We start from the raw sequence: 19976 nt of genomic DNA, 5'->3' as shown, positions 1-19976 counted from the left end.
GGTCCGACGAGTCACCATCGGCGTCACCGCTTGACCAGGTCCCAGGAACCGAGACCGGTCACAAACGACCGGCAGGCCGAAGCGCGCTGTGGCGGCTCGGGTCAGGTGTCCGAATGGCCCAGGGATCTGCCCGGGGCCACTCGGTCGCGTACGGCCCGCTTCACGGCCGTCGGTTCGGGGAAGCCCTGCTCCCGCCGGTCCCACACGACCTCGTTGTTCACCCGGACGACGAAGACACCGCCCGTGCCCGGCTTCAGGGCCAGTTCGGTCAGTTCGGCCTCGAAGGTGGTGAGCAGTTCCTGCGCCAGCCAGGCCGCGCGGGGCAGCCACCGGCAGCGGGTGCAGTACTCGATCTCCACGCGCTGGGTCATCCCAGGTGCACCGACCAATCCTGTTCCGCCCCCGGTCTGCCGTGCAGGTCGGGGACCCGCTTCAGCCACTTCGGGCGGCCTTCCTGGGTGCGTGCCGCCCGCTGGGCCTCCTCGGCGGCGCGTTCCTCCCCGGTGGGGAAGTCCGTGGGGATCCAGGCCGACGACGCCCGTACGCGCGCGTGCAGATGGTCAACGTACGCCTGCCGGACCGCGTCCGGCGTCGCGAAGCCGGCCTCTCCGGCCAGCCACGCGTCCGGTACCGCCGCCGCGACCTCGCGCAGCAGGTCACGCGTCACCCTGGGCGCCAACTCGGCGTCGGCCGCGCGGACGTCCGGCGCCGCGGACGTCCCCGCGGCCCCGGCGGGGCCCGGGACGCGGACGCGGCCGAGGGCGTGGTGCCGGAAGTCGTACGCCTTCGCGGGGTCCGCGCCGTCCCAGCGGTGGTGGAAGACGAGGGCCGCGCCGTGGTCGATCAGCCACAGCCGCGGCGGTGCGACGCCCAGGGTCGGCCAGATCATCAGGTTGGAGCTGTGCACCGTGCGGTCGACGTTGACGGTCAGCGCGTCGAGCCAGACGATCCGGCCCGCCTCCACCGGGTCCACGGGGAAGGTCCGCGCCACCTCGGGGGTGAAGTCCCGCGCGCCCGGCAGAAAGTCCATGCCGAGGTTGACACCGGCGCTGGCACCGTGGAGGTCCCGCACCTCCTGGTGCGGCTCGTGCGCGGCGATCCGGGGGTCGAAGCGCACCAGGACCAGTTCGGGGAAGCGCAGTCCGAGGGCGCGGGCCAGCTCACCCACGATCACCTCGGCGACCAGCGCCTTGCGCCCCTGCGCCGAGCCGGTGAACTTCACGACGTACGTCCCGAGGTCGTCGGCTTCGACGATCCCGGGTACGGAGCCACCCTCGCGCAGTGGCGCGACATAACGGGTCGCAGTGACCTCACGCAACATTGTCCCCAGGCTACACGCCCTTTCGTCCTTCCCGTCCCTGACGGGAGCGGAGGCACGGCGAGGCAGCGCCGCCGGGTACTGCAACAGCCCGGGGAGCTGCCTCGCCCTCCATACGTTTCCTAGCCGCGGACGGCGATCGTGGCGTCGAGTTCCACCAGCGCGCCTTGGGGCAGCACATGGGCCGGCAAGGCGGTCCGAGCGTGACGGCCGTCGTCCCCGAGGACGTCGAGCAGCAGCTGCGACGCCCCGTCGATCACCGACGGCTGGTCCACGAAGGTCGGTGAACTCGAAGCCCATGCGTTGAGCTTCAGTATGCGCACGTTGTCGAGGCCGACCGCGTCATCCACACGCGCCAGGAGGTTGAGCGCAGCGGTTCTCGCGGCGGTCACTCCGTCGGCCAGGGTGGCGTCGTCTCCCAGGCGGCCCCGCAGGATCTCGCCGGAGGCGGTCCGTGAGATCTGGCCGGACACGTACAGCAGATCGCCCCAGCGAGTGGTCGCCTCATACGCGTAGCGCGGCGCCCCGAGCACCGGCAGTTCGATGGAGAGCGCCTTCAGGCGCTCCTGCACGTCAGTCATGGTGCGTCCCGGTTCGGCAATACGGAGGTTCGGCTCTTGGGCGGTTCAGCCGTCATCGCTTGCTCAGGATGTAGGTACGGTCGCGTCCGATGTACCACAGGTCCTCGGTGCCGATCGCCGCGTTCTCGTAGCGCCAGGGGATCTCGGCGGCCCCGTACGAGCCGACCTTGAGGACGTGCTTGTAGCCGGGCCGGAGTTCGTTGGCGAACGACTCCTGCTTGCCCATGAGGTGGCCGACGTTGCGCTTGCGGTACTCCGTGTTGAAGTCGACGTCCGTGCCGAGCATCCCGATCTGGACCATCCGCTCCAGGTGCGGTGCCAGGTAGCGCAAGGTTCCCTCGTGCACGTCCTCGCAGACCACGCCGGGCTTGAGCTGTCCGATGATGCCCTCACGCACCACGTCGAAGAAGAAGGCGTACGCCTCCTTCGCGGCCGCGGTGCGGGGCAGCGAGCGGGCCATGTCGGAGGTGGCGACGTTGACCCCGTCGAACACGATGCGCACTCCGGCGTCGAGCTGGATGCACGTCGTCTCGTCGTTGATCGGGTAGTCGACCGGCGGGCCGGGGAAGAGCATCCGGTTCGACGAGTGGAGGTTGGTGAAGTACGGTTCGATGCCGAAGGGGATCTCGTTCACCGTGCGGAACTCGGCGATCTTCTTGAGGTACACCGCGTTGATGTCGAGTTCGGTGAACGAGCGGCCGGCGTCCAGGCCCTCCTCCGCCCAGGCCAGCGCCTCCTCGATGGCGAACACGCTCGCCCGGGCGGCGACGACCTGGAAGGCCAGGTCCTCGTGGTCGCGGATGTCGCGCCAGTGGCCGAGGTCGGTCGAGACCGGGACCGGTTCCGCTCCCTCGCGCTCCAGCTCGCGGGCCAGGCCGACGCTGATCCACTCGTCCTCGACCCCGGTCCGTACGCCGCCGGCCAGTGCTCGCACGGCGGCGCCGATGGACGGGAACCGGCCGACGGCCGCCCCGGAGACCTCGGGTGTTTCATCGGGCGCCAGCACCATCAGTTTGTCCGAACCGGCCAGCCACAGGGCGACCGCGCCGTCCGGCTGCGCGAACCCGGTCGCCTCGGTGAAGTTGGGCGGCGCCGCGAGGAGCAGCGCGTCGAGGGAGCGGTCCTCGACGAGCGCCTTCAGACCCGAGAACCGGCTGTCCTCGCCGGCGGTGAACTCCTCCGCCAGGCCGGAGAGGTGTTCGACGTTCTCGATGAGCCGTCGCGCGGTGTCGACGCCCGTCGCGCGCCACGCCGCGAACCTCGCCAGGACCTCCTCGGTGTCGAGTTCGTATGCGGTGACGGGGGTGGGGTCCTGGTCCGCGACGACGAGTTCCACGGAGCCGGACAGCGTGCGGTAGTGGCTGTAGACGACGTCGGCGGCGAGGCTCACCGCAGCGCCGTCGGCGAGTTCCTGCACCAGGCTCGTCAGAGACTGTGAGACGGGCGTGTCGGCGACGACCCGGGGGTCGATCGTGACCCACGGGGCGTAGAACCTGATCCGGTCCTTCGGGACCCCGGCGGAGAGGGCGTTGCCCTGCTCCTGTTGGCGCACGAGCAGGTACTGTCCCTTGTCGGTCCGTGCGATCAACGGTGCGACGAACGGGTGGGAGTCAAGGCGGATCGCGGAGAACAGGAAGCTCTTGCGTGCGTCGAGTCCGTAGGTTTCCTCGACCTGTGCGGCATCCGCGGTGAGGCTCAGCATGGGGGCTCCTATGATGTCGATTTCGGTGTCGGCGGCCGGGCCGGCGGTGGTCAGCTGATTCCGGTCACGACTCCGATGTGGGACTCGATTTCCGTGGTGTAGTCGGAGAAGGCCGCGGAGAACCGGTGCTCCTTGCCCCGGGGCCGTGGGAAGTCGATCGCGATGTCGGCGACGATCCGGCCGGGGCGGTCGCCGACGACGACCACCCGGTCGCCGAGCCAGACCGCCTCGGAGATGCTGTGGGTCACGAACAGGACGCTGCACCCCGTGGTCTGCCAGATGCGCTGGATCTCGAAGTTCATCGCATCGCGGGTCATGGCGTCGAGCGCGCCGAAGGGCTCGTCCATGAGCAGCAGTTCGGGGTGGGAGACCAGCGCGCGGCAGATGGCCACCCGTTGCTGCATTCCGCCGCTGAGCTCGTAGGAGTAGTGCTTGGCCTTGTTGCCGAGCCCCACCATCTCCAGCAGTTCCTGGGCGTAACGGCGTGATGCCTCGGTGCGGGTGCCGCGGAACTCCAGGGGCAGGAGCACGTTGTCGATGTTGTTGCGCCACGGCAGGAGCACGGGGCTCTGGAACACCATCGCGATGTCCTCGATCCCTTCGCGGATCGGCCGCCCCTTGACCAGGATTTCGCCCTCGGTGGGCTCCTGCAGGCCGGAGATCGTCTTGAGCAGCGTGGTCTTTCCGCTGCCCGACTGTCCGACGATCGAGACGAACTGTCCCGGCTTCACATGGAAGTCCAGTCCCTTGAGCACCGTGTTGTCTCGGCCGTCCCGGGATCGGTAGGTCTTTCCCACGTTGTTGACCGAGATGGCGTACTCGTTGTTCATGTGGCTCTCCGTCCGGCCGTCACGGGGCCTGGATGGTCTCGTTGGCGTGCAGCGGCTCAAGGTAGGAGTTGCTGTACACGTCCTTGGGCGTGAGATTGCTCTCCGGGTTCAGGCCGAGGAACCGGCGGGCGACGTCGATCGATTTCTGGGCGCCGGCGTCGTCCATGACGCCGAACTGGTTCGCCGACTTGCCGGTGCCCCAGTTGAGACCGCACTGCGCGCGGATCGCGAGGGTGATGGTGCTGGTCTCGTAGCCCGAGACCTGTTTCTGGAAGTCCTTCGCGGCGTCGGCCGGGTGCTGGCACGCCCACAGGAAGCCCTTCTGCATCGCCCGGTTGAACCGCCGCACCTGCTCGGGATCCTTTGTGAGTTTCTCGTCGGAGACGACGATCCCGTTGCCGTAGAGGTTGATGCCGAGATCGGACCACTTCAGCACGACTGCCTTCCGGCCGAGTGCGTCGATGGCCGGCTGGTCGGAGACGTACAGGGCGAGGTTGGCGTCCCACTGACCGGCCAGCAGTCCGGGGATCTTCGATGCGCTCGACGCGGAGACGACGTTGACATCGCCCTCCTTGAGGCCGAGCTTGCTCATCGCGAACGGCCACATCGCGGTCATCGCGCCACCGCCCTCGGTGGCGACCGTCTTGCCCCGGAGGTCGTCCCAGCTCTTGATCCCGGTGCCCGCGAGGGCGACGACCGCATAGGCGGACCTGGCCTGCAGGAGGTTGACCTGCTTGACTTTGACTCCCCTGCCCTGGGCGGTGACCGTGGCGCCGAAGTCCGCCCAGCCGGCGTCGACCTTGCCGGTGACGACGGAGGTGACCGTGTTGGTCGAACCGGACCCCGGCATGACCGTGAGGTCGATGCCTTCCGCCTTGAAGAAGCCCCGCTCGACGGCCGATATGAACGGCGCGTGCTTCGGCAGGTACCCCACGTCGAGCATGAGGGTCATCGAGTTCTTCCCGCCGTTGCCCGCGCAGCCCGCCGACACGCACATGAGGAGCACCGCCCCGCCGATCGCGGCGATCCGGCGAATCGAGTTACGCATCGAATCTCCGATCCCCGGTCACTTCGCGTGGCTCTTCCACGGGACCAGCTTTCGTCCCGCGAAGTCGACGATGAAGAACAAGGCCAGGGCGATGGCGGCGAGCACGATGAAGGCCGCGAACATCGAGGGGAGGTCGACCTGGCTGTTGGCGAGGAGGATGACGTATCCGAGTCCCTTCGAGCCGGCGATGAACTCGCCGACGACCGCCCCGCCGACAGCGAGCGAGATGGAGATCTTCGCTCCGGAGAAGATCGACGGGATCGCGTAGATAAAGTCGATCTTCGTCATCTTCTTCCATGGCGATGCCTTGTTGATCCGCGCGAGTTCCTGCAGTTCGTGGGGTACCGAACTCAGGCCGTCATAGGTGTTGATCACCAGCGGGAAGAACGCGATGGCCATCGCGACGAACGCCTTCGACTCGAAGCCGAACCCGAACCACACGATGAACAGCGGTGCGAGCGCCACCTTGGGGATGGTGTCGATCGCGATGAGCGCGGGGTAGAGGAAACTGCGCACGGTTTTCGAGTAGTGCAGCGTCGCACCGCACAGCACTCCGAGCGCGGTGCCGAGCGCAAACCCGGCGAGCGCTTCCTGCAACGTGACAAGGGTGTTGCTCGCGAAGTAATCGGGTCGGTCGATCAGTTCGGCGAAGGCCGCGAGCGGCCCGACGAACAGGTACTCCGGCGGGTCGATGATGGTCACCAGCAGTTGCCACACGACGAAGAGCCCGATGATCCCCGCGGCTGCTTTCGCGCCGGCCGCGATCGAGTCACGGTTGAATCTCTTCGGCTGGGGTGCCGTCGTTTCGCTGAGCGCCGTCTCGGGCGTGGACTGACGCGGGCCGTCCGAACCGACTTCGCGGACTTCAGGAGAGGCCATGGCAAAACCCCTCACATGGCGCGTCGTGCGGGGGCAGCGCGGGGGTTGCCGACTGGGGGTGTGGGTGCCGCCGGGGGCCGGTGGCAGGCAGCGGTGGCGCAGCCGGTATCCGCCGCGACAGAGGGGACGGCGAAAGCCATCGTGGTGTCATTGCGTCCTCGCAACACTGGAAGGGGTACCACTGGGCAGTCGTGGGGGGCTGGGCCTGGCCGGGGGGAACAAGCGCCCCGCCCGGCCGGCTGATCAAGCGGCGGGCTGTGCCGGATCGACGCGGGCAGCCTGCCGTGTCCCGGCCCGCGGAGCCCGTACGGTCTGCGTGGCGAACGCCGCGGGGTGTCCGGGTTCGAGGGCCGCGCCGGTACGGGGGTCGACGGACCGGGTCTCCTCACCCGTGCCGACGGCGGATGCGGCTCCGATGACCATGTCGCCGACGGGGCCGGTCCGGGGGAGAGCAGACACGGGTGTCTCCTTGCACTCGATCAGGTGGGTGGCGTCAGGCGATGGCCGTGCGTGACACTCGGATGACACCGGCCAGCAGTTCACGCTCGGAGTCATCGAGGTCCGTCAGCGGCGGCCGCACCGGACCGGCGGGGTGTCCGGTCAGATCCATGCCGGCCTTGACGATGCTCACCGCGTAGCCCGCCTTACGGTCACGAATCGCGGTGTAGGGCAGCACGACGTCGTCCAGCAGTCGGCGCACCGTCTTGCGGTCCCGTGCCCGCACCGCCTTGTAGAAGGTGAGGGCGAACTCGGGCAGGAAGTTGAAGATCGCCGAACTGTAGGTCGTGGCGCCCAGCTCCAGGTACGGCAGCGCAAACGTCTCCGCCGTCGGCAGCCCGCCGATGTAGACCAGGCGGTCACCGAGACGCGAGTGGATCTGCGTGATCCGCTCCAGGTCACCGACACCGTCCTTGATTCCGATCAGGTTCGGGCAGGTGTCGGCGAGCGTGGCCACTGTTTCAGATGTGTACACGGCGTTCGCGCGGCTGTAAAGCACCACGCCCAGCGAAGTGGATTCGCACACCGCGCGCACATGAGCCGTAAGGCCCTCCGCGGATGCCTCGGTGAGGTACGGCGGGAACAGCAGCAGGCCGTCGGCGCCGGCTGCCTCGGCATCGCGGGCCATGCCGACCGCTTGCGCGGTGCCGTGTCCGGCCGGGGCGAGGATCGGGGTGCCCTCGGGCGCGCTGTCGACGGCGGCCCGGAGCACGGTGCCGACTTCATGCGGGGTCAGGGAGAAGAACTCTCCCGTCCCGCCGGCGGCGAACAGACCGGCGATCTCGTACTGGCCCATGCGGACGATGTTCTCCCGATAGGCGGGCTCGTCGAACGCGAGGTCAGGTGTGAAGTGGGTGACGGGAAACGACAGCAGCCCGGAGCCGAGGCGCTCGGCAAGCTCGGTCGGGGTAATGGTGGGCATCGGCGTTTCCTCCCGGAGGACATGCAAGACAGCGATTGCGATGAACCATAAGAACGAAAACGATGCACGTCCAACACTTCCTGGGCATCAATCGATACCTATACTGGATCGGTGTTTACGCTGAATCAGCTGGAAAGCTTTGTCGCCGTCGCCGAGACGCTGCACTACGGCCGCGCGGCGGAGCGGCTGTCGATGACCCAGCCCCCGTTGTCCCGGCGAATTCAGCTGCTGGAGCGGGAGTTGGGCGTCGAGCTGTTCGACCGGATCGGACGGTCCGTCCGGCTCACCGCGGCCGGACAGGCGTTCCTGAGCGATGCCCGGCGCATTCTGGGGCTGTCCGAGCAGGCGGCACTGTCGGTACGCCGCGTGCCCGCAGGCGAGATCGGGACAGTGGCACTGGGCTTCACGGCGTCGTCCGCGTACTCGGTGCTCGACGCCATCGTCGGCGGCATCCACTCCCGGCTGCCGGGCGTCGATCTGGTGCTGCGCGAGCGGGTGTCCGGGACACAGTTGGAGAACCTGCGCTCCGGGGAACTGGACCTGGGCCTCGTGCGTCCCCCTGTGCCCGGCACCGGGCTCGCGCACCGCCTCCTGCACCGGGAGGCATTGCTGGCCGCGATCCCGGCCGGGCACCCGCTGGCCGCGCCGGACCGGGTACCGCATGTACGCGACCTCGACGGCGAGCCGTTCGTCATGTACTCACCCGCCGAGGCCCGCTACTTCTACGAGGTGCTGGTCAGCATCTTCCGCAGTACCGGGGTCGTGCCCAGGTATGTACACCACCTCAGCCAGGTGCACACGATCCTGGCGCTGGTGCGAGCCGGGCTGGGACTGGCGCTGGTCCCCCGGGCGGCCGAGGCGCTGGGGCTGGACGGGATCGTGCTCCGCCCGGTGGTCGGGGTCGAGGGTGAGCCGGTCGAACTCGTCGCCGCCTGGCGGGCGAACGACGACAACCCGGCCCTGCACGCCGTCCGGCACCTGGTGATCGACCTGGCCGGCCGGGACGCGTCCTGACATCCGCGTCCGCTCGTCGGCCCCTGCGCTCCTACCAGGGCAGTTCCCCGGTTTCGTCCTGGAAGGTTCCTGTCGGACCGTCCGCGTCGAGGGTGGCCAGCCGCACGACGACCCTGGCGCTGTCTTCCACCGGCCTTCCGATTCCGAAGCCCGCGGTCATGTCGGTGGCGGTGGTGCCCGGCTCCAGTGCGTTGAACTTGATGCCCGGCTGGGACTTGGCGTACTGGACCGTCAGCATGGTCGCCGCCGCCTTGGACGCGGAGTAGAGCGCGAACGGCAGGTTGAACTCCGGCCGGTCGGGGTTGGTCACCGCCCAGAACGACCCGAGGCTGCTCGACACGGTGACCACGGTCGGGTTCGAGGATCTGCGCAGCAGCGGAAGTGCCGCCTCCGTGACCCGCACCATTCCCACCGCGTTGGTGTCGAACATGCGCAGGGCCGTGGGGCCGTCGAGGACTTCGCCCCCGAGGATGCCCGCGTTGTTCACCAGGACGTCGAGGCGGCCCTCGGCCGAGTCGATCGTCGCCAGCGCGCTGCTCACCGACGCGTCGTCGGTCACATCGAGGTGCACGCATCGTGCGCCGAGCGCCGCCGCGGCCTTTTCGCCCCGCTCGACGTCGCGCGCGCCGATGTAGACGACATGGCCCAACTCCAGTAGCTGTCTTGCCGTCTCGAAACCGATGCCCTTGTTGGCCCCGGTGATCAGCGTGATGGTCATGCGTTTCCTTCCCCACACATACGGCTCGGGCCGGCCGGTCGGCTGCCGGAGCGGATGACGTACTCGACGACTTCTGCATCGATCGATGCAGAAATCTCACGGTAGCACTTCCGCATCGATCGCTACAGAAGAGGTAGGGTGCGGGAGTGGAGACGAAGAGAAGCAGTCCGATCGGCCGACCGCGAGGATTCGACGCCGACGAAGCCCTTGAGCGCGCCATGCTGGTCTTCTGGGAGCACGGCTACGAGGGGGCCAGCCTCGCGAGCCTGACGGACGCGATGGGCATCTCCACCACCAGCATGTACGCGGCCTTCGGCAACAAGGAGGAGCTGTTCCGCAAGGCGCTGGAGCGCTACACCGAAGGCCCGAGCGCCTATCTGGCCCGAGCCCTGGAAGAGCCCACCGCCCTCGGCGTCGCCACCGCGCTCCTGACCGGCACCGTCCGCACCACCACGCGCCCGGCGCATCCCCACGGATGCCTGGGCGTCCAGGGCGCCCTGGCCACCAGCGACTCCGGGCGTGAGGTCCAGGACCTTCTCGCCGCCTGGCGCAACAACGGCTGCTCCCGTGTGCGAGAGCGGTTCCAGCGGGCCGTGGACGACGGCGACCTGCCTCCGGAGGCCGATCCGGGGCTGCTGGCCCGCTACGTCACCACCTTGGCGTTCGGCATCGCCGTGCAAGCCGCGAGCGGTGTGGGCCGCGACGAACTCCAGGCCATGGCCGACGCCGCCCTGCGCACCTGGCCGCTCCCCTGAACTGTGCCGTGCCTGCGCCCACGGAGCGCTCTTCGTGATCGCGGCCGGTCGTGTTCACCCGGATTCTGGTCACACCTTTGAGGCTTCGTGGTCGACACATACAGAGGCCGGCCCACTGAGAGGTGCCGGTTTTGTCTGCAAGTGAAGAGCGGGACGGTTCGCGGTTCTCGCGGCGGCAGTTGGTCAAGTGCGCGGGTGCCGGGCGACCCTGGCGGCGGGCCCGATGGTCGGCGGTGGCGCGGCCCGGGCGCGCGAGGACGGCAAGCACGACGGCAAGCGGGACGACTCGCGCGGCCGGGTGTGGCGGGCCGGTGACCAGCGGCGGTCGGCCTGAACCGCGCCCGCCGGCCGCGGACCGGCACGGTGCGCGCACCCGGACCGTGCCGGAAGGCACGCCACGGTCCCCCCGCCCCGGCCACCGTCACCCCCGGCGGGCGGGCCACGGCCACCGCACGGCAGAACCCTCGACAGCGGACCGCGCCGACACGTAGCCGGTATCTCACCGAGTTGAACGGGGCGGGAGTCGGGTCAGGTGTCGGGGGTCAGGGGGTTCGGCAGGGGGAGGTAGCGGGCGGCCGCGCCGTCCGCTCGGGTCCAGCGCAGCAGCAGGTTCGTCTTGCCGGGCAGGGTGGGCGAGGCGAGCAGCGCGCGGGCCTCGGGCAGGTCGTGCCGGGCCAGCTCGCGGCGGGCGGCCGGCCAGGGGTCGTATCCGGGGTGGCGCTCGGCCAGGGCGGCGGCGACCTCGACGAGGTTGTTGACGACCAGGCAGTACACCAGCCGTTCCCAGCCGGCCGCCCGGGACACCTCCGGGAGCAGCTTGACGCCCTCGGCGTCCCGGAACAGGGCCTGCACCGGCGTCCCGGCGCCGTCCACGGCGACCAGCGTGTTCTGCAGATGCGCCTCGATCACCACGCCGTGGTCGGCGAAGGCGGCAAGGGCGGGCGGGACTACCTGGCGCAGATACGCCGCCCACCAGGTCGCCGGGTCGGCGGCGGTGGCCAGCGGGTCACCGGTGAAGCCCTCCACCAGTCCGGCGGCGAGCAGCGGCGTCGCACCGGGCAGCAGATGGCCGCGCAGCCCGTCGCGGACGAGGACGGCCAGTTCCTCGAAGGCGAAGCCTGCGGTGCGGTAGCCGCGGTCCCCGAGCCAGGCCGCGGGTCCGTCGAAGGCGGCGAAGGCATGGCTCGCCGCGGCGTCGGTGCGGCGCAGTTTCATGAGGTCATGACGCCACAGACGGCGGATGTCGTTGGTGATGCGCACATCGAGGCTGAACTTCAGGAACAGATCGTGCCCGGGCTCGTACAGGGTGCGGATCGCCGCGGTGGGCCACGCGGTCGACGCGGTCGTGCCCAGCCGCAGCAGGCGTCCGTCGGCGAAGGCGGGCGCGAGGGTGCGGGCCACCAGGTCGAGCTGCCAGGGGTGGGCGGGCAGCAGCCGGTAGCCGGGCGGTGCGGTGCCGAGGGCGTCCAGCGCCGTGGTGTCGCCCTCCTCGACCACCGTGTCCGCGCGCACGCCGAGCAGCACCAGCGGGAAGCGCGCGTACGCCTCGGGGGCGTACGGCAGCCAGCGGTGCACCGGGCCGCCGCCGCGGGCCTTGGGCGCCGGATGGTAGGGGTGGCCGGTGACCAGGGACTGCTCCGAGAGCCGGTAGGGGTCGTCGGGCGGCGTCGCCGCGGCGCGCGCGGTGAGCAGCGCGGCGATCGCGTCGCGGCTGTCGATCATCTCCGTGAGCAGGTCGTCGTTGGACAGCCCGGTGTGCCGGCGCAGTTCGTCGGCGACCAGTTTGACCAGTTCGGTGTGGCCGATGCGGTGCCAGCCGCCGGCCGCGTGGACCTCGGGTGCGGCGGGCCGCCGCCCGCCGCGCACGCGCAGCAGCCGACCGCTGCCGGGCAGCCGGTGGGCGGGCGGCTCGCCGGATTCCGGCAGCGGCTCGGCGATCTCCCGGAGCAGGCAGTTCAGCAGGGGCGCGGCGGCATACGCGTCGGCGCGCGCCCCGATGTCGTCGCTGGGGGGCATGGGGTCCACGCGGTCCATTCGTCGTTCTGCGTCCTCAGGGTGGCACGGCCCACACGGTGCGGCCGCACGGTCCGAACGCGATCAGTATGTCTCTGGAACCCGGCATCGCTGCCACCCACCCCGGATCCGAGGAGCCCGCCCGTGCACCGTCCCCCCACCGCCGAGGCCCAGGTCGCCGCCGAGCTGGCCGGCCTGCGGCCCGGCCTCGTGCCCCGGTACGCGGCCGAGCTGCCCGGTGCCCGCGCGGCCGTGCTGACCCGTCTGTGGCGGGCACTGGCCCATGAGCCGCTGCCGTGGATCGCCCGCCGGACGGCCGGGGCGCACGGGCTCGCGCTGCGGCTCGCCGACGGCCGCACGCTGCGCGGTCCGCTCGCGGATCCGTACGCGACCGACGCGTATGTGACCGCCGTGTTCCTGGACGGTGCGGCGCACGACGACCCGGCCCGGCTGCTGACGGCACTCGCGGTGCCGAACGCGGCGGGCTTCGCGGGAGAACTGGCGCACAGCGTCGCCTCGTTGGCGCTGTCCCGGGCGGGCAGCCCCAGGCCGTCGGGCGCGTGGCCGCGGCATGAATGGGAGTGGGAGCAGCGGGTGGTCGACGGCCATCCGTTCCACCCCAACTGCCGTTCCCGGCCGGGTTTCTCGGTGGCGGAGCAGTTCGCGTACGGTCCGGAGCACCGGCCGGTGGTGCAACTGGGTACGGTGCCGGTCGCGGCGGCGGAGTGCCTGCTGACGGGTGCGTGGCCGACGGAGCTGCGGGACGGGGAGCGGCTGCTGATCCCGGTGCACCCGTGGCAGGCCGCCCATGTCCTCAAGTCGCCCTGCGAGCCGGGTCCTTCGGCCCATCCTCTGATGTCGCTGCGCACCCTGGCCGTCCCCGGCGGCCCGCATGTCAAGACCGCCCTGAGCACCCGGCTGACGTCCTCGGTGCGGGACATCTCGGTGTACTCGGTGGGCGCCTCCGCGACCCTGTCGGCGTTCGCGGAGAGCCTGTCGGACCGCATGGGCGGGCTGCTGCACATCACCCGCACGCTGGGCGCGGCCACCGCGAACTCCCCCGATCTGGCGGCCGTGTTGCGCGAGTCTCCGCAGCGGTTCGCGGGGCCGGGCGAGTATGTGCTCCCGGTGGCGGCGCTGTCCGGCACGGGTCTGCCGGAAAGCCCCGCCCGGCTGGCGGCGCTGGCCCGGCTGACGCTCACCGTCGGGCTGCGGCTTTTGGAGTGGGGCGTGGCCCTGGAGGCGCACGGTCAGAATCTGCTGGTGGTGCTGTCCGCGGCGGGCGATCCGCTGCGTCTGGTCTACCGCGACCTCGCCGACATCCGGATCAGCCCCGCCCGGCTGGCCCGGCACGGCATCACCCCGCCGGAGCTGACGGGCCGGCTGGTCACGGACGAGGTGCCGGCCCTGCGCCGCAAGCTGTTCGGCTCGCTGGTGGCGGGGGCGCTGGCCGGGGCCGCGGGTTCGGGTCAGGCGCTGCGGGCCGCACTGGCCGCGGCACTGCCGGACGTACCGCACACCGCCGATCTGGCCGCGCTGCGCGAGGGGCCGCTGCCGGCCAAGGCGCTGACCCTGATGCGGCTGTCCCCGCGAACCCCCGGTGACCAGTGGGCCGCACTGCCCAACCCGCTCGTTTTGGAACAGGACACCTCTGATCAATAGGATCCGCCGATGATCAGAACACAACGGCTGGCGGCGGGAGTCTGCGCCCTGCTCGCCGCCCTGACGGCCGGGATCGCGTTCCCAGCCGGAGCGGTCGCCGACGAGACGGACCAGGCCGCTCCGAAGGTGGAACTCGTGCTGGACGTCAGCGGTTCCATGCGTACGCGGGACATCGACGGCGGGTCGCGGATGGCCGCGGCGAAGCAGGCGTTCAACGAGGTGCTTGACGCGACACCCGAGGAGGTGCGGCTCGGCATCCGCACCCTGGGCGCCAACTACCCGGGCGACGACCGCAAACAGGGCTGCCAGGACACCGAACGGCTCTACCCGGTGGGCCCGCTGGACCGGACCGAGGCCAAGACGGCGGTGGCGACGCTGGTGCCGACCGGCTGGACGCCGATCGGGCCCGCGCTGCGGCAGGCGGCCGGCGACCTCGACGGCGGCGAGGGGACCCGCCGTATCGTCCTGATCACCGACGGCGAGGACACCTGCCCACCGCTCGACCCGTGCGAGGTGGCCCGCGAGATAGCCGCCAAGGGCATCGGGCTGACCATCGACACCCTCGGTCTGGTGCCCGACGCCAAGACCCGCGACCAGCTCATCTGCATCGCGGACGCCACCGGCGGCACCTACACCTCCGTACAGCACAAGGAAGAACTCAGCGACCGGGTCGGCGAGTTGGTGGACCGCGCCGCGGAACCGGTGGTGACTCCGGTGGCGGCCGAGGGGGCCGCCGAGTGCGCGAAGGCGCCCGCGCTGAAGGCCGGACTGTACACGGACCGCGAGGAGTTCGGGCAGCAGCGCTGGTACAAGGTGGACGTCGACCCCGGCCAGGAGCTGCGCGCCTCGGTGAGCGTGGCCGCGGACCGGGCCGTCAACCCCGACTACGGGGTGCTGCTGCGGGCCGTCACGGTGCACGGCCGGGAGATCGTGCGCGGCGAGGCAGCGGGCAACGGCCGCACGGACGTCCTCTCGACGGGCCTGCGCTATCCGAAGCCGGAGAGCGACGACGACACCGCCACCGCGGAGGCGGTGTGCCTCCAGGTCACCAACTCCTTCTCGGTGGCGGCCGGGGTGAAGACGACGCCGGGGCTGCCGCTTGAGCTGACCGTCGACGTCGTGGACGGCCCGAGCAAGGCGAGCGACGTGGCCGCCTTCGGTCTGGGCCGCGGCTGGTGGCTGCTCGGCGCGCTGGTGCTGGCCGGCTTTGTCGCCGGTGTGCTGTGGGGCTGGCTCTCGCGCTGGCGGGTCGCGGTCTGGAGGACCAACTGATGCGGATCACACATGTGTTGAGCGGCGCCCTGCTGGCGCTCGGGCTGGCCGCGGGTCCCGCGGCCGCCGACTCCTCCCCGTCGCCGGGCGCCTCGGACGACGGCGGCGCGCCCACCCGGGCGGGGACGTCGTTCCGTACGGCGACCGAGATCGAGCAGGGCCAGCGGGCCACCGCGAGCGCTTCCACGGGTGACTACCTGTACTGGTCGTTCCCGGCGGACGCCGGGCAGCGCCCCGACGTCAGGGCCACGGTCAAGCTGCCCGACACGCACGGCGCCCAGACGTGGCAGCTGGACGTGTACGACGGTCTGCGCCGCCGCCAGTCCTGCCAGTACGGCGCCCAGACCCGCACCGCGGCCGAGGGCGCCGCCACCGTCGAGACGGCGTGTGTGCTGCGCACGGTACGGGCCTGGTCGGAGCCGTGGGCGAACGACCCGCTGCCGGGCACCTATTACGTCCGGCTGACCGTGGTGAACGCCGCCCCGGCCGATCTGGGCCTGCCGGTGAGCGCCGAAGTCCGCGTCGGCTCCAAGGAGATCGGCGGTTCGGCCGCGGTGGACGGCTCGTTGGCGCAGCCGCTGGTGCCCGGCGTCTCGGTGGCGTCGGACGCCGCCGACGCGGACGAGGACGGGTCGGTGAAGTCGGCGGTGCTGTCCAGCATCGAGCCGGACGGCGGCTGGTCGTCCGGCTGGTGGTCGGACCGCTGGGTGTGGACCGGGGTGGGCGGCGTGCTGGCCGCGCTCGCCGGCATCGGGGGGTATGCGCTGACCCGTGGCGCGGGACGGCCGTCCCGGATGCCGCCGGGAGCCTGACCTCAGGGAAGGCCCGCCGCCGCGGCGGGCCTTCCGTGTCTCTACGTCTCCCGCAGCGCCTTGGCGAGCGTGCCGTTGCCGGTGACGGCGACGCGTCCGGCCCGTACCGCGTCGCGCAGCGTGAGTGCGCCGCGGGCGATGTCCGTGCAGGTCCCGGTGTCCATCGCGAGCCGTGCGTCGGGCTCCGCGGGGGCCCGCCCGTCGCCGTACACCGGCCCTTCCTCGCAGCCGGCGTACAGATGGAAGTCCCCTTCTTCCAGGTGGACTTCGACCAGTCCCTCGCCGTCCAGCGCCCGCAGCAGCGGCAGCGCGAACCAGTGCGCGCGTACCGCGTCGGTGGGCCTGCGCTCGGCCAGCTCCGCCTGCCCCCACGCGCCGAGCGCGTGCAGCACGGGCAGCAACTGCCGTCCGCGTCCCGTCAGTTCGTAGACGTAGGCGGCGCCGGGCGGGGGCAGCCTGCGGCGGGTGGTGAGGCCGTCCCGCTCCATGTCCTTCAGCCGTGAGGCGAGTACGTCCGTGCTCACCCCCGGCAGGTCGGCGTGCAGATCCGTGTAGCGGCGCGGGCCGGCCAGCAGCTCCCGGACGATCAGCAGGGTCCAGCGGTCGCCGACGAGGTCGAGCGCGCGGGCGGCGGAACAGTACTGGTCGTAGCTTCGGCGAGGTGACATGCGACGCAGTCTAGACATGTTGTTGGACTTTCCAAGCTCTCACTTGGTAAAACCAAGCAACACCAGTTATCTGAGGGGAAGCGGCGCATGGAGTTCCGGCAGTCGAACAAACTCAGCGAGGTCTGCTACGAGATCCGCGGCCCGGTGATCGAGCACGCCAACGCGCTGGAGGAGGCGGGTCACAGCGTGCTGCGCCTGAACACCGGCAACCCCGCGCTGTTCGGCTTCGAGGCACCGGAGGAGATCCTTCAGGACATGATCCGGATGCTGCCGCAGGCGCACGGCTACACGGACTCGCGCGGCATCCTCTCCGCCCGCCGGGCGGTCGCCCAGCGCTACCAGAACCTGGGCCTCGCGGTCGGCGTCGACGACGTCTTCCTCGGCAATGGCGTCTCCGAACTGGTGTCGATGGCCGTTCAGGCGCTGGTGGAGGACGGCGACGAGATCCTGGTGCCGGCGCCGGACTTCCCGCTGTGGACGGCGGTGACCACCCTGGCGGGCGGCAAACCGGTCCACTATCTGTGCGACGAGCAGGCGGAGTGGTACCCGGACCTGGCCGACATGGCCGCCAAGATCACGGACCGTACCAAGGCCGTGGTCGTGATCAACCCCAACAACCCGACCGGGGCCGTCTACCCCAAGGAGATCCTTGAGGGCATCCTGGACCTCGCCCGCCGCCACGGCCTGATGGTCTTCGCCGACGAGATCTACGACCAGATCCTCTACGACGACGCCGTCCACCACTCCACCGCCGCGCTCGCCCCCGACCTGGTCGTCCTCACCTTCTGCGGGCTGTCCAAGACGTACCGGGTGGCCGGCTTCCGCTCGGGCTGGCTGGTGGTCACCGGCCCGAAGCAGCACGCGAAGGACTATCTGGAGGGCCTGACGATGCTGGCCTCCATGCGGCTGTGCGCCAACGCGCCCGCCCAGTACGCGATTCAGGCGGCCCTCGGCGGCCGCCAGTCCATCCGCGAACTGACCTCGCCCGGCGGCAGGCTGCGGGAGCAGCGGGACGTGGCCTGGGAACGGCTCAACGAGATCCCGGGCGTGTCCTGTGTGAAGCCCAAGGGCGCGCTGTACGCCTTCCCGCGCCTCGACCCCAAGGTGCACCGGATCCACGACGACGAGAAGTTCGTCCTCGACCTGCTGCTCCGCGAGAAGATCCAGGTCGTCCAGGGCACCGGGTTCAACTGGCGGGCCCCGGACCACTTCCGGATCCTCACCCTGCCGCACGCGGACGACCTGGAGGCGGCGATCGGGCGGATCGGACGGTTCCTCGGCGGCTACCGGCAGTGACCACCTGCGCCTCCGGGTGCCGCCGAGGGCCGTACGGCCCAGTTCCGCCTGCGGCCGCCGGCCTCCCGTGCCACGGTGCGTGAAGACGCGCGGGAAGGGTGGGCAGGTGGGTGACCTCTTTCTCGTCCGGCACGGTGAGACCGAGTGGTCGCGGTCCGGACGGCACACCGGCTGGACGGACGTGCCGCTGACCGAGCACGGCCGCACCGAGGCGCGCCGGCTGGTCCCGCTGGTGCGCTCGCAGCGCATCGGCGCGGCCTTCGTCAGCCCCTTGGGACGGGCCCGGGAGACCGCCCGGCTGATCGGCGTGGGCGACGCCCGCGTCGACGCCGACCTGCGCGAATGGGACTACGGGGGCTACGAGGGTGTCACCACCGCGGACATCCACCGCACCAGGCCCGGCTGGTTCCTGTTCACGGACGGGGTGGCGCCGGGCCCGCCGGAGCACCCCGGGGAGAGCCCGCGGCAGGTCGGTGAGCGGGCCGACCGGGTCCTGGCCAAGGTGGACGCCGCGCTCGCCGGCACCGAGGGCGTGCTCCTGGTCGGGCACGGGCATTTCCTGCGGGTCCTCACCGCCCGCCGGCTCGGCCTTCCGGCCACCCACGGGGCACTGTTCTCGCTCACCACCGGAACGCTGTGCCAACTGGGCACCGAACACGACCGACCGGTCATCACAGGCTGGAACCTACGACCAGACCCTTGACACCACCCGGCGCGGGCCCGGCGCCCGTGGCGGGCCTCGCTGTCGTACCCGGGTCGTAGGCTGCGAAGGAGCCGGTCACCGGCTCTTCGCAGCGAACGACCACCGGGGAGGAGCAGACCGTGGCCCGACCGCCGACCGCCGCGCAGCGGCGCGTGATCGACGCCGCCGACCCGGTCACCGGGCGGCTGCGGGGCACGGAGACGCAGCTCGCCGCGCTGGTGCGGCGGGGGCTCGCCTTCAGGCATCCGCGTCCGCCGCACGACCACTTCCTCACCCCGGCGGGACACCGCCTGCGGGAGACGGCCGCGCCGGCCGCGGGCCCGGCCACAGCGGCACCCGCCCCCGCCGCACCGGCCGGCGCGCCCGCCGCGGACGGCGGGGTCTTCGCGGCCCGGGTCGGCGGCGCGGAAGAAGCCGGCGTCCCGTCCGGTCCCGCGCGGGCGCGCGAGGTGCACAGCGCCTGGCAGGGCCTGCTCGAACTGCGCCGGATGACCAACCCCGACGGGGCCGCCGACCGGCCCTGCGGCTGGGAACGCGCCCATCTGGTGCGGGCCGCCGCCCTCGCCCTGGAGGCGGCCGGCCACCGCCCGGCCGGGCCGGACGCCGACGGGTACCGGGTGCGTGCGACCCCGCAGCCGGAGGCGGTCGCGGTGTACGCGCCGGACGCCGGGGCGCTCGGCGCGTACGCGGCCACGCTGGAGGAAGCGGGCTGGCAGGCCGGCGAGTACACCCAGCCGCGGACGCGTGAGCGCTATGTGCTGGCCTCCCCGCGCCGGGTGTGAGGCGGGCGTGCCAGGATCGAAGACATCAGGGCGTCCTACACGAGAGAGGCCAACCGTGAGCGAGCCGTTTTCCGTCCGGGTGACCGTCCGCGGATACGAGACGGATGTCCAGGGACACCTCAACCAGGCGGTGTACCTCAACTACGCGGAGCACGCCCGCTGGTCGCTGCTCCAGGCGGTCGGGGTCAGCCAGACCCGGCTCGTCGGACAGGGCGTGGGCCCGGTCGCGCTGGAGACCAGGATCCGCTATCTGCGCGAGCTGCTGGCCGGTGACGAGGTCGAGGTGACCTGCGCGTTCGAGTGGGGCGCCGGCAAGACGTTCCGGATCCTGCAGACGATACGCAAGACCGACGGCACCGTGGCCGCCGAGATCAGCGCGGTCGGCGGGATCCTCGACCTGAAGCTGCGGAAGCTGGTCGCCGATCCACGGGAGGTCTTCAAGGAGCTGGCGACGGACCTCGGCCCGCTCGGGCTGTAGCCAACCCACGCCACGCGGCGGACCT

The 19976-nt window shown here is 71.1% G+C and carries 22 protein-coding genes; 10 read left to right on the top strand and 12 right to left on the bottom strand.

Annotation, left to right across the window (positions count from 1 at the left end):
• Positions 1–101 precede the first annotated feature (101 nt).
• From AC27LF_RS25650 to kdgD, 9 genes are all read right to left on the bottom strand, one after another.
• Positions 102–371, bottom strand: a complete 270-nt coding sequence (locus tag AC27LF_RS25650; protein ID WP_479658817.1) for an Rdx family protein — start codon at positions 369–371, stop codon at positions 102–104.
• Positions 368–1321 carry a HipA family kinase gene (locus AC27LF_RS25645; RefSeq protein WP_479658818.1) on the bottom strand — a complete coding sequence of 318 codons (954 nt, stop codon included), beginning with the start codon at positions 1319–1321 and terminating at the stop codon, positions 368–370. The genes AC27LF_RS25650 and AC27LF_RS25645 overlap by 4 nt, the downstream gene beginning before the upstream one ends.
• Positions 1322–1440: 119 nt before the next feature.
• The gene (locus AC27LF_RS25640; RefSeq protein WP_479658819.1) at positions 1441–1899 is read right to left on the bottom strand and encodes a RidA family protein; all 459 of its coding nucleotides are present in this window, start codon (positions 1897–1899) and stop codon (positions 1441–1443) included.
• 52 nt (positions 1900–1951) lie between these two features.
• Complete coding sequence (locus AC27LF_RS25635) at positions 1952–3601, bottom strand: M24 family metallopeptidase (protein ID WP_479658820.1); 1650 nt, start codon at positions 3599–3601, stop codon at positions 1952–1954.
• Between the two features lie 50 nt (positions 3602–3651).
• Positions 3652–4431 carry an ABC transporter ATP-binding protein gene (locus AC27LF_RS25630; RefSeq protein ID WP_479658821.1) on the bottom strand — a complete coding sequence of 260 codons (780 nt, stop codon included), beginning with the start codon at positions 4429–4431 and terminating at the stop codon, positions 3652–3654.
• A gap of 19 nt (positions 4432–4450) precedes the next feature.
• Positions 4451–5479 carry an ABC transporter substrate-binding protein gene (locus AC27LF_RS25625; protein ID WP_479658822.1) on the bottom strand — a complete coding sequence of 343 codons (1029 nt, stop codon included), beginning with the start codon at positions 5477–5479 and terminating at the stop codon, positions 4451–4453.
• A gap of 18 nt (positions 5480–5497) precedes the next feature.
• The gene (locus AC27LF_RS25620) at positions 5498–6373 is read right to left on the bottom strand and encodes an ABC transporter permease (RefSeq protein WP_479663712.1); all 876 of its coding nucleotides are present in this window, start codon (positions 6371–6373) and stop codon (positions 5498–5500) included.
• A 228-nt stretch (positions 6374–6601) separates the two neighbouring features.
• Positions 6602–6817, bottom strand: coding sequence for a hypothetical protein (locus AC27LF_RS25615; RefSeq protein WP_479658824.1), 216 nt, complete (start codon positions 6815–6817; stop codon positions 6602–6604).
• 34 nt (positions 6818–6851) lie between these two features.
• Positions 6852–7778 carry a 5-dehydro-4-deoxyglucarate dehydratase gene (gene kdgD / locus AC27LF_RS25610; protein ID WP_479658825.1) on the bottom strand — a complete coding sequence of 309 codons (927 nt, stop codon included), beginning with the start codon at positions 7776–7778 and terminating at the stop codon, positions 6852–6854.
• 111 nt (positions 7779–7889) lie between these two features.
• Here kdgD and AC27LF_RS25605 point away from each other — a divergent pair, with 111 nt between their 5' ends.
• Positions 7890–8792: a LysR family transcriptional regulator gene (locus AC27LF_RS25605; RefSeq protein WP_479658826.1), complete on the top strand. Its 903-nt coding sequence runs from the start codon at positions 7890–7892 to the stop codon at positions 8790–8792.
• A 31-nt stretch (positions 8793–8823) separates the two neighbouring features.
• Here AC27LF_RS25605 and AC27LF_RS25600 read toward each other — a convergent pair whose 3' ends face one another.
• Positions 8824–9510 (bottom strand): SDR family NAD(P)-dependent oxidoreductase, encoded by a 687-nt coding sequence (locus AC27LF_RS25600; protein ID WP_479658827.1) that lies wholly within the window; start codon positions 9508–9510, stop codon positions 8824–8826.
• Between the two features lie 146 nt (positions 9511–9656).
• On the opposite strand from AC27LF_RS25600, the gene AC27LF_RS25595 reads away from it, so the two are divergent.
• Together AC27LF_RS25595 and AC27LF_RS25590 are read left to right on the top strand one after the other, a co-directional pair.
• A complete protein-coding gene (locus tag AC27LF_RS25595; protein WP_479658828.1) occupies positions 9657–10265 on the top strand; it encodes a TetR/AcrR family transcriptional regulator in 609 nt (202 codons plus the stop codon).
• Positions 10266–10452: 187 nt separating this feature from the next.
• Positions 10453–10599 (top strand): hypothetical protein, encoded by a 147-nt coding sequence (locus AC27LF_RS25590; protein ID WP_479658829.1) that lies wholly within the window; start codon positions 10453–10455, stop codon positions 10597–10599.
• Positions 10600–10793: 194 nt separating this feature from the next.
• Here the strand turns inward: AC27LF_RS25590 and AC27LF_RS25585 are convergent, their stop codons facing one another.
• Complete coding sequence (locus AC27LF_RS25585) at positions 10794–12299, bottom strand: IucA/IucC family protein (protein WP_479658830.1); 1506 nt, start codon at positions 12297–12299, stop codon at positions 10794–10796.
• A gap of 123 nt (positions 12300–12422) precedes the next feature.
• Between AC27LF_RS25585 and AC27LF_RS25580 the strand changes: the two genes are divergently transcribed.
• Genes AC27LF_RS25580 through AC27LF_RS25570 form a run of 3 tightly spaced genes read left to right on the top strand, consistent with a single transcriptional unit; the run spans position 12423 to position 16024 of the window.
• A complete protein-coding gene (locus AC27LF_RS25580; RefSeq protein WP_479658831.1) occupies positions 12423–13940 on the top strand; it encodes an IucA/IucC family protein in 1518 nt (505 codons plus the stop codon).
• Positions 13941–13949: 9 nt separating this feature from the next.
• The gene (locus AC27LF_RS25575) at positions 13950–15212 is read left to right on the top strand and encodes a VWA domain-containing protein (RefSeq protein WP_479658832.1); all 1263 of its coding nucleotides are present in this window, start codon (positions 13950–13952) and stop codon (positions 15210–15212) included.
• Positions 15212–16024, top strand: coding sequence for a hypothetical protein (locus tag AC27LF_RS25570; RefSeq protein ID WP_479658833.1), 813 nt, complete (start codon positions 15212–15214; stop codon positions 16022–16024). Before AC27LF_RS25575 ends, AC27LF_RS25570 begins: the two co-directional genes overlap by 1 nt.
• Positions 16025–16065: 41 nt before the next feature.
• On the opposite strand, the gene AC27LF_RS25565 is transcribed toward AC27LF_RS25570, so the two are convergent.
• The gene (locus AC27LF_RS25565; protein ID WP_479658834.1) at positions 16066–16692 is read right to left on the bottom strand and encodes a winged helix-turn-helix transcriptional regulator; all 627 of its coding nucleotides are present in this window, start codon (positions 16690–16692) and stop codon (positions 16066–16068) included.
• 87 nt (positions 16693–16779) lie between these two features.
• On the opposite strand from AC27LF_RS25565, the gene AC27LF_RS25560 reads away from it, so the two are divergent.
• From AC27LF_RS25560 to AC27LF_RS25545, 4 genes are all read left to right on the top strand, one after another.
• Positions 16780–17988, top strand: coding sequence for a pyridoxal phosphate-dependent aminotransferase (locus tag AC27LF_RS25560; protein WP_479658835.1), 1209 nt, complete (start codon positions 16780–16782; stop codon positions 17986–17988).
• Positions 17989–18094: 106 nt separating this feature from the next.
• On the top strand, positions 18095–18691 hold the full coding sequence (locus tag AC27LF_RS25555; protein WP_479658836.1) for a histidine phosphatase family protein: 597 nt from the start codon (positions 18095–18097) through the stop codon (positions 18689–18691).
• Between the two features lie 119 nt (positions 18692–18810).
• On the top strand, positions 18811–19473 hold the full coding sequence (locus AC27LF_RS25550; protein WP_479658837.1) for a hypothetical protein: 663 nt from the start codon (positions 18811–18813) through the stop codon (positions 19471–19473).
• Positions 19474–19528: 55 nt separating this feature from the next.
• The gene (locus tag AC27LF_RS25545; RefSeq protein ID WP_404032515.1) at positions 19529–19951 is read left to right on the top strand and encodes an acyl-CoA thioesterase; all 423 of its coding nucleotides are present in this window, start codon (positions 19529–19531) and stop codon (positions 19949–19951) included.
• Positions 19952–19976 lie beyond the last annotated feature (25 nt).

This window comes from Streptomyces diversicolor, from assembly GCF_057537855.1.
Note: the sequence above shows the minus strand (reverse complement) of the source record. Positions and strands in the feature narration are given on the sequence as shown.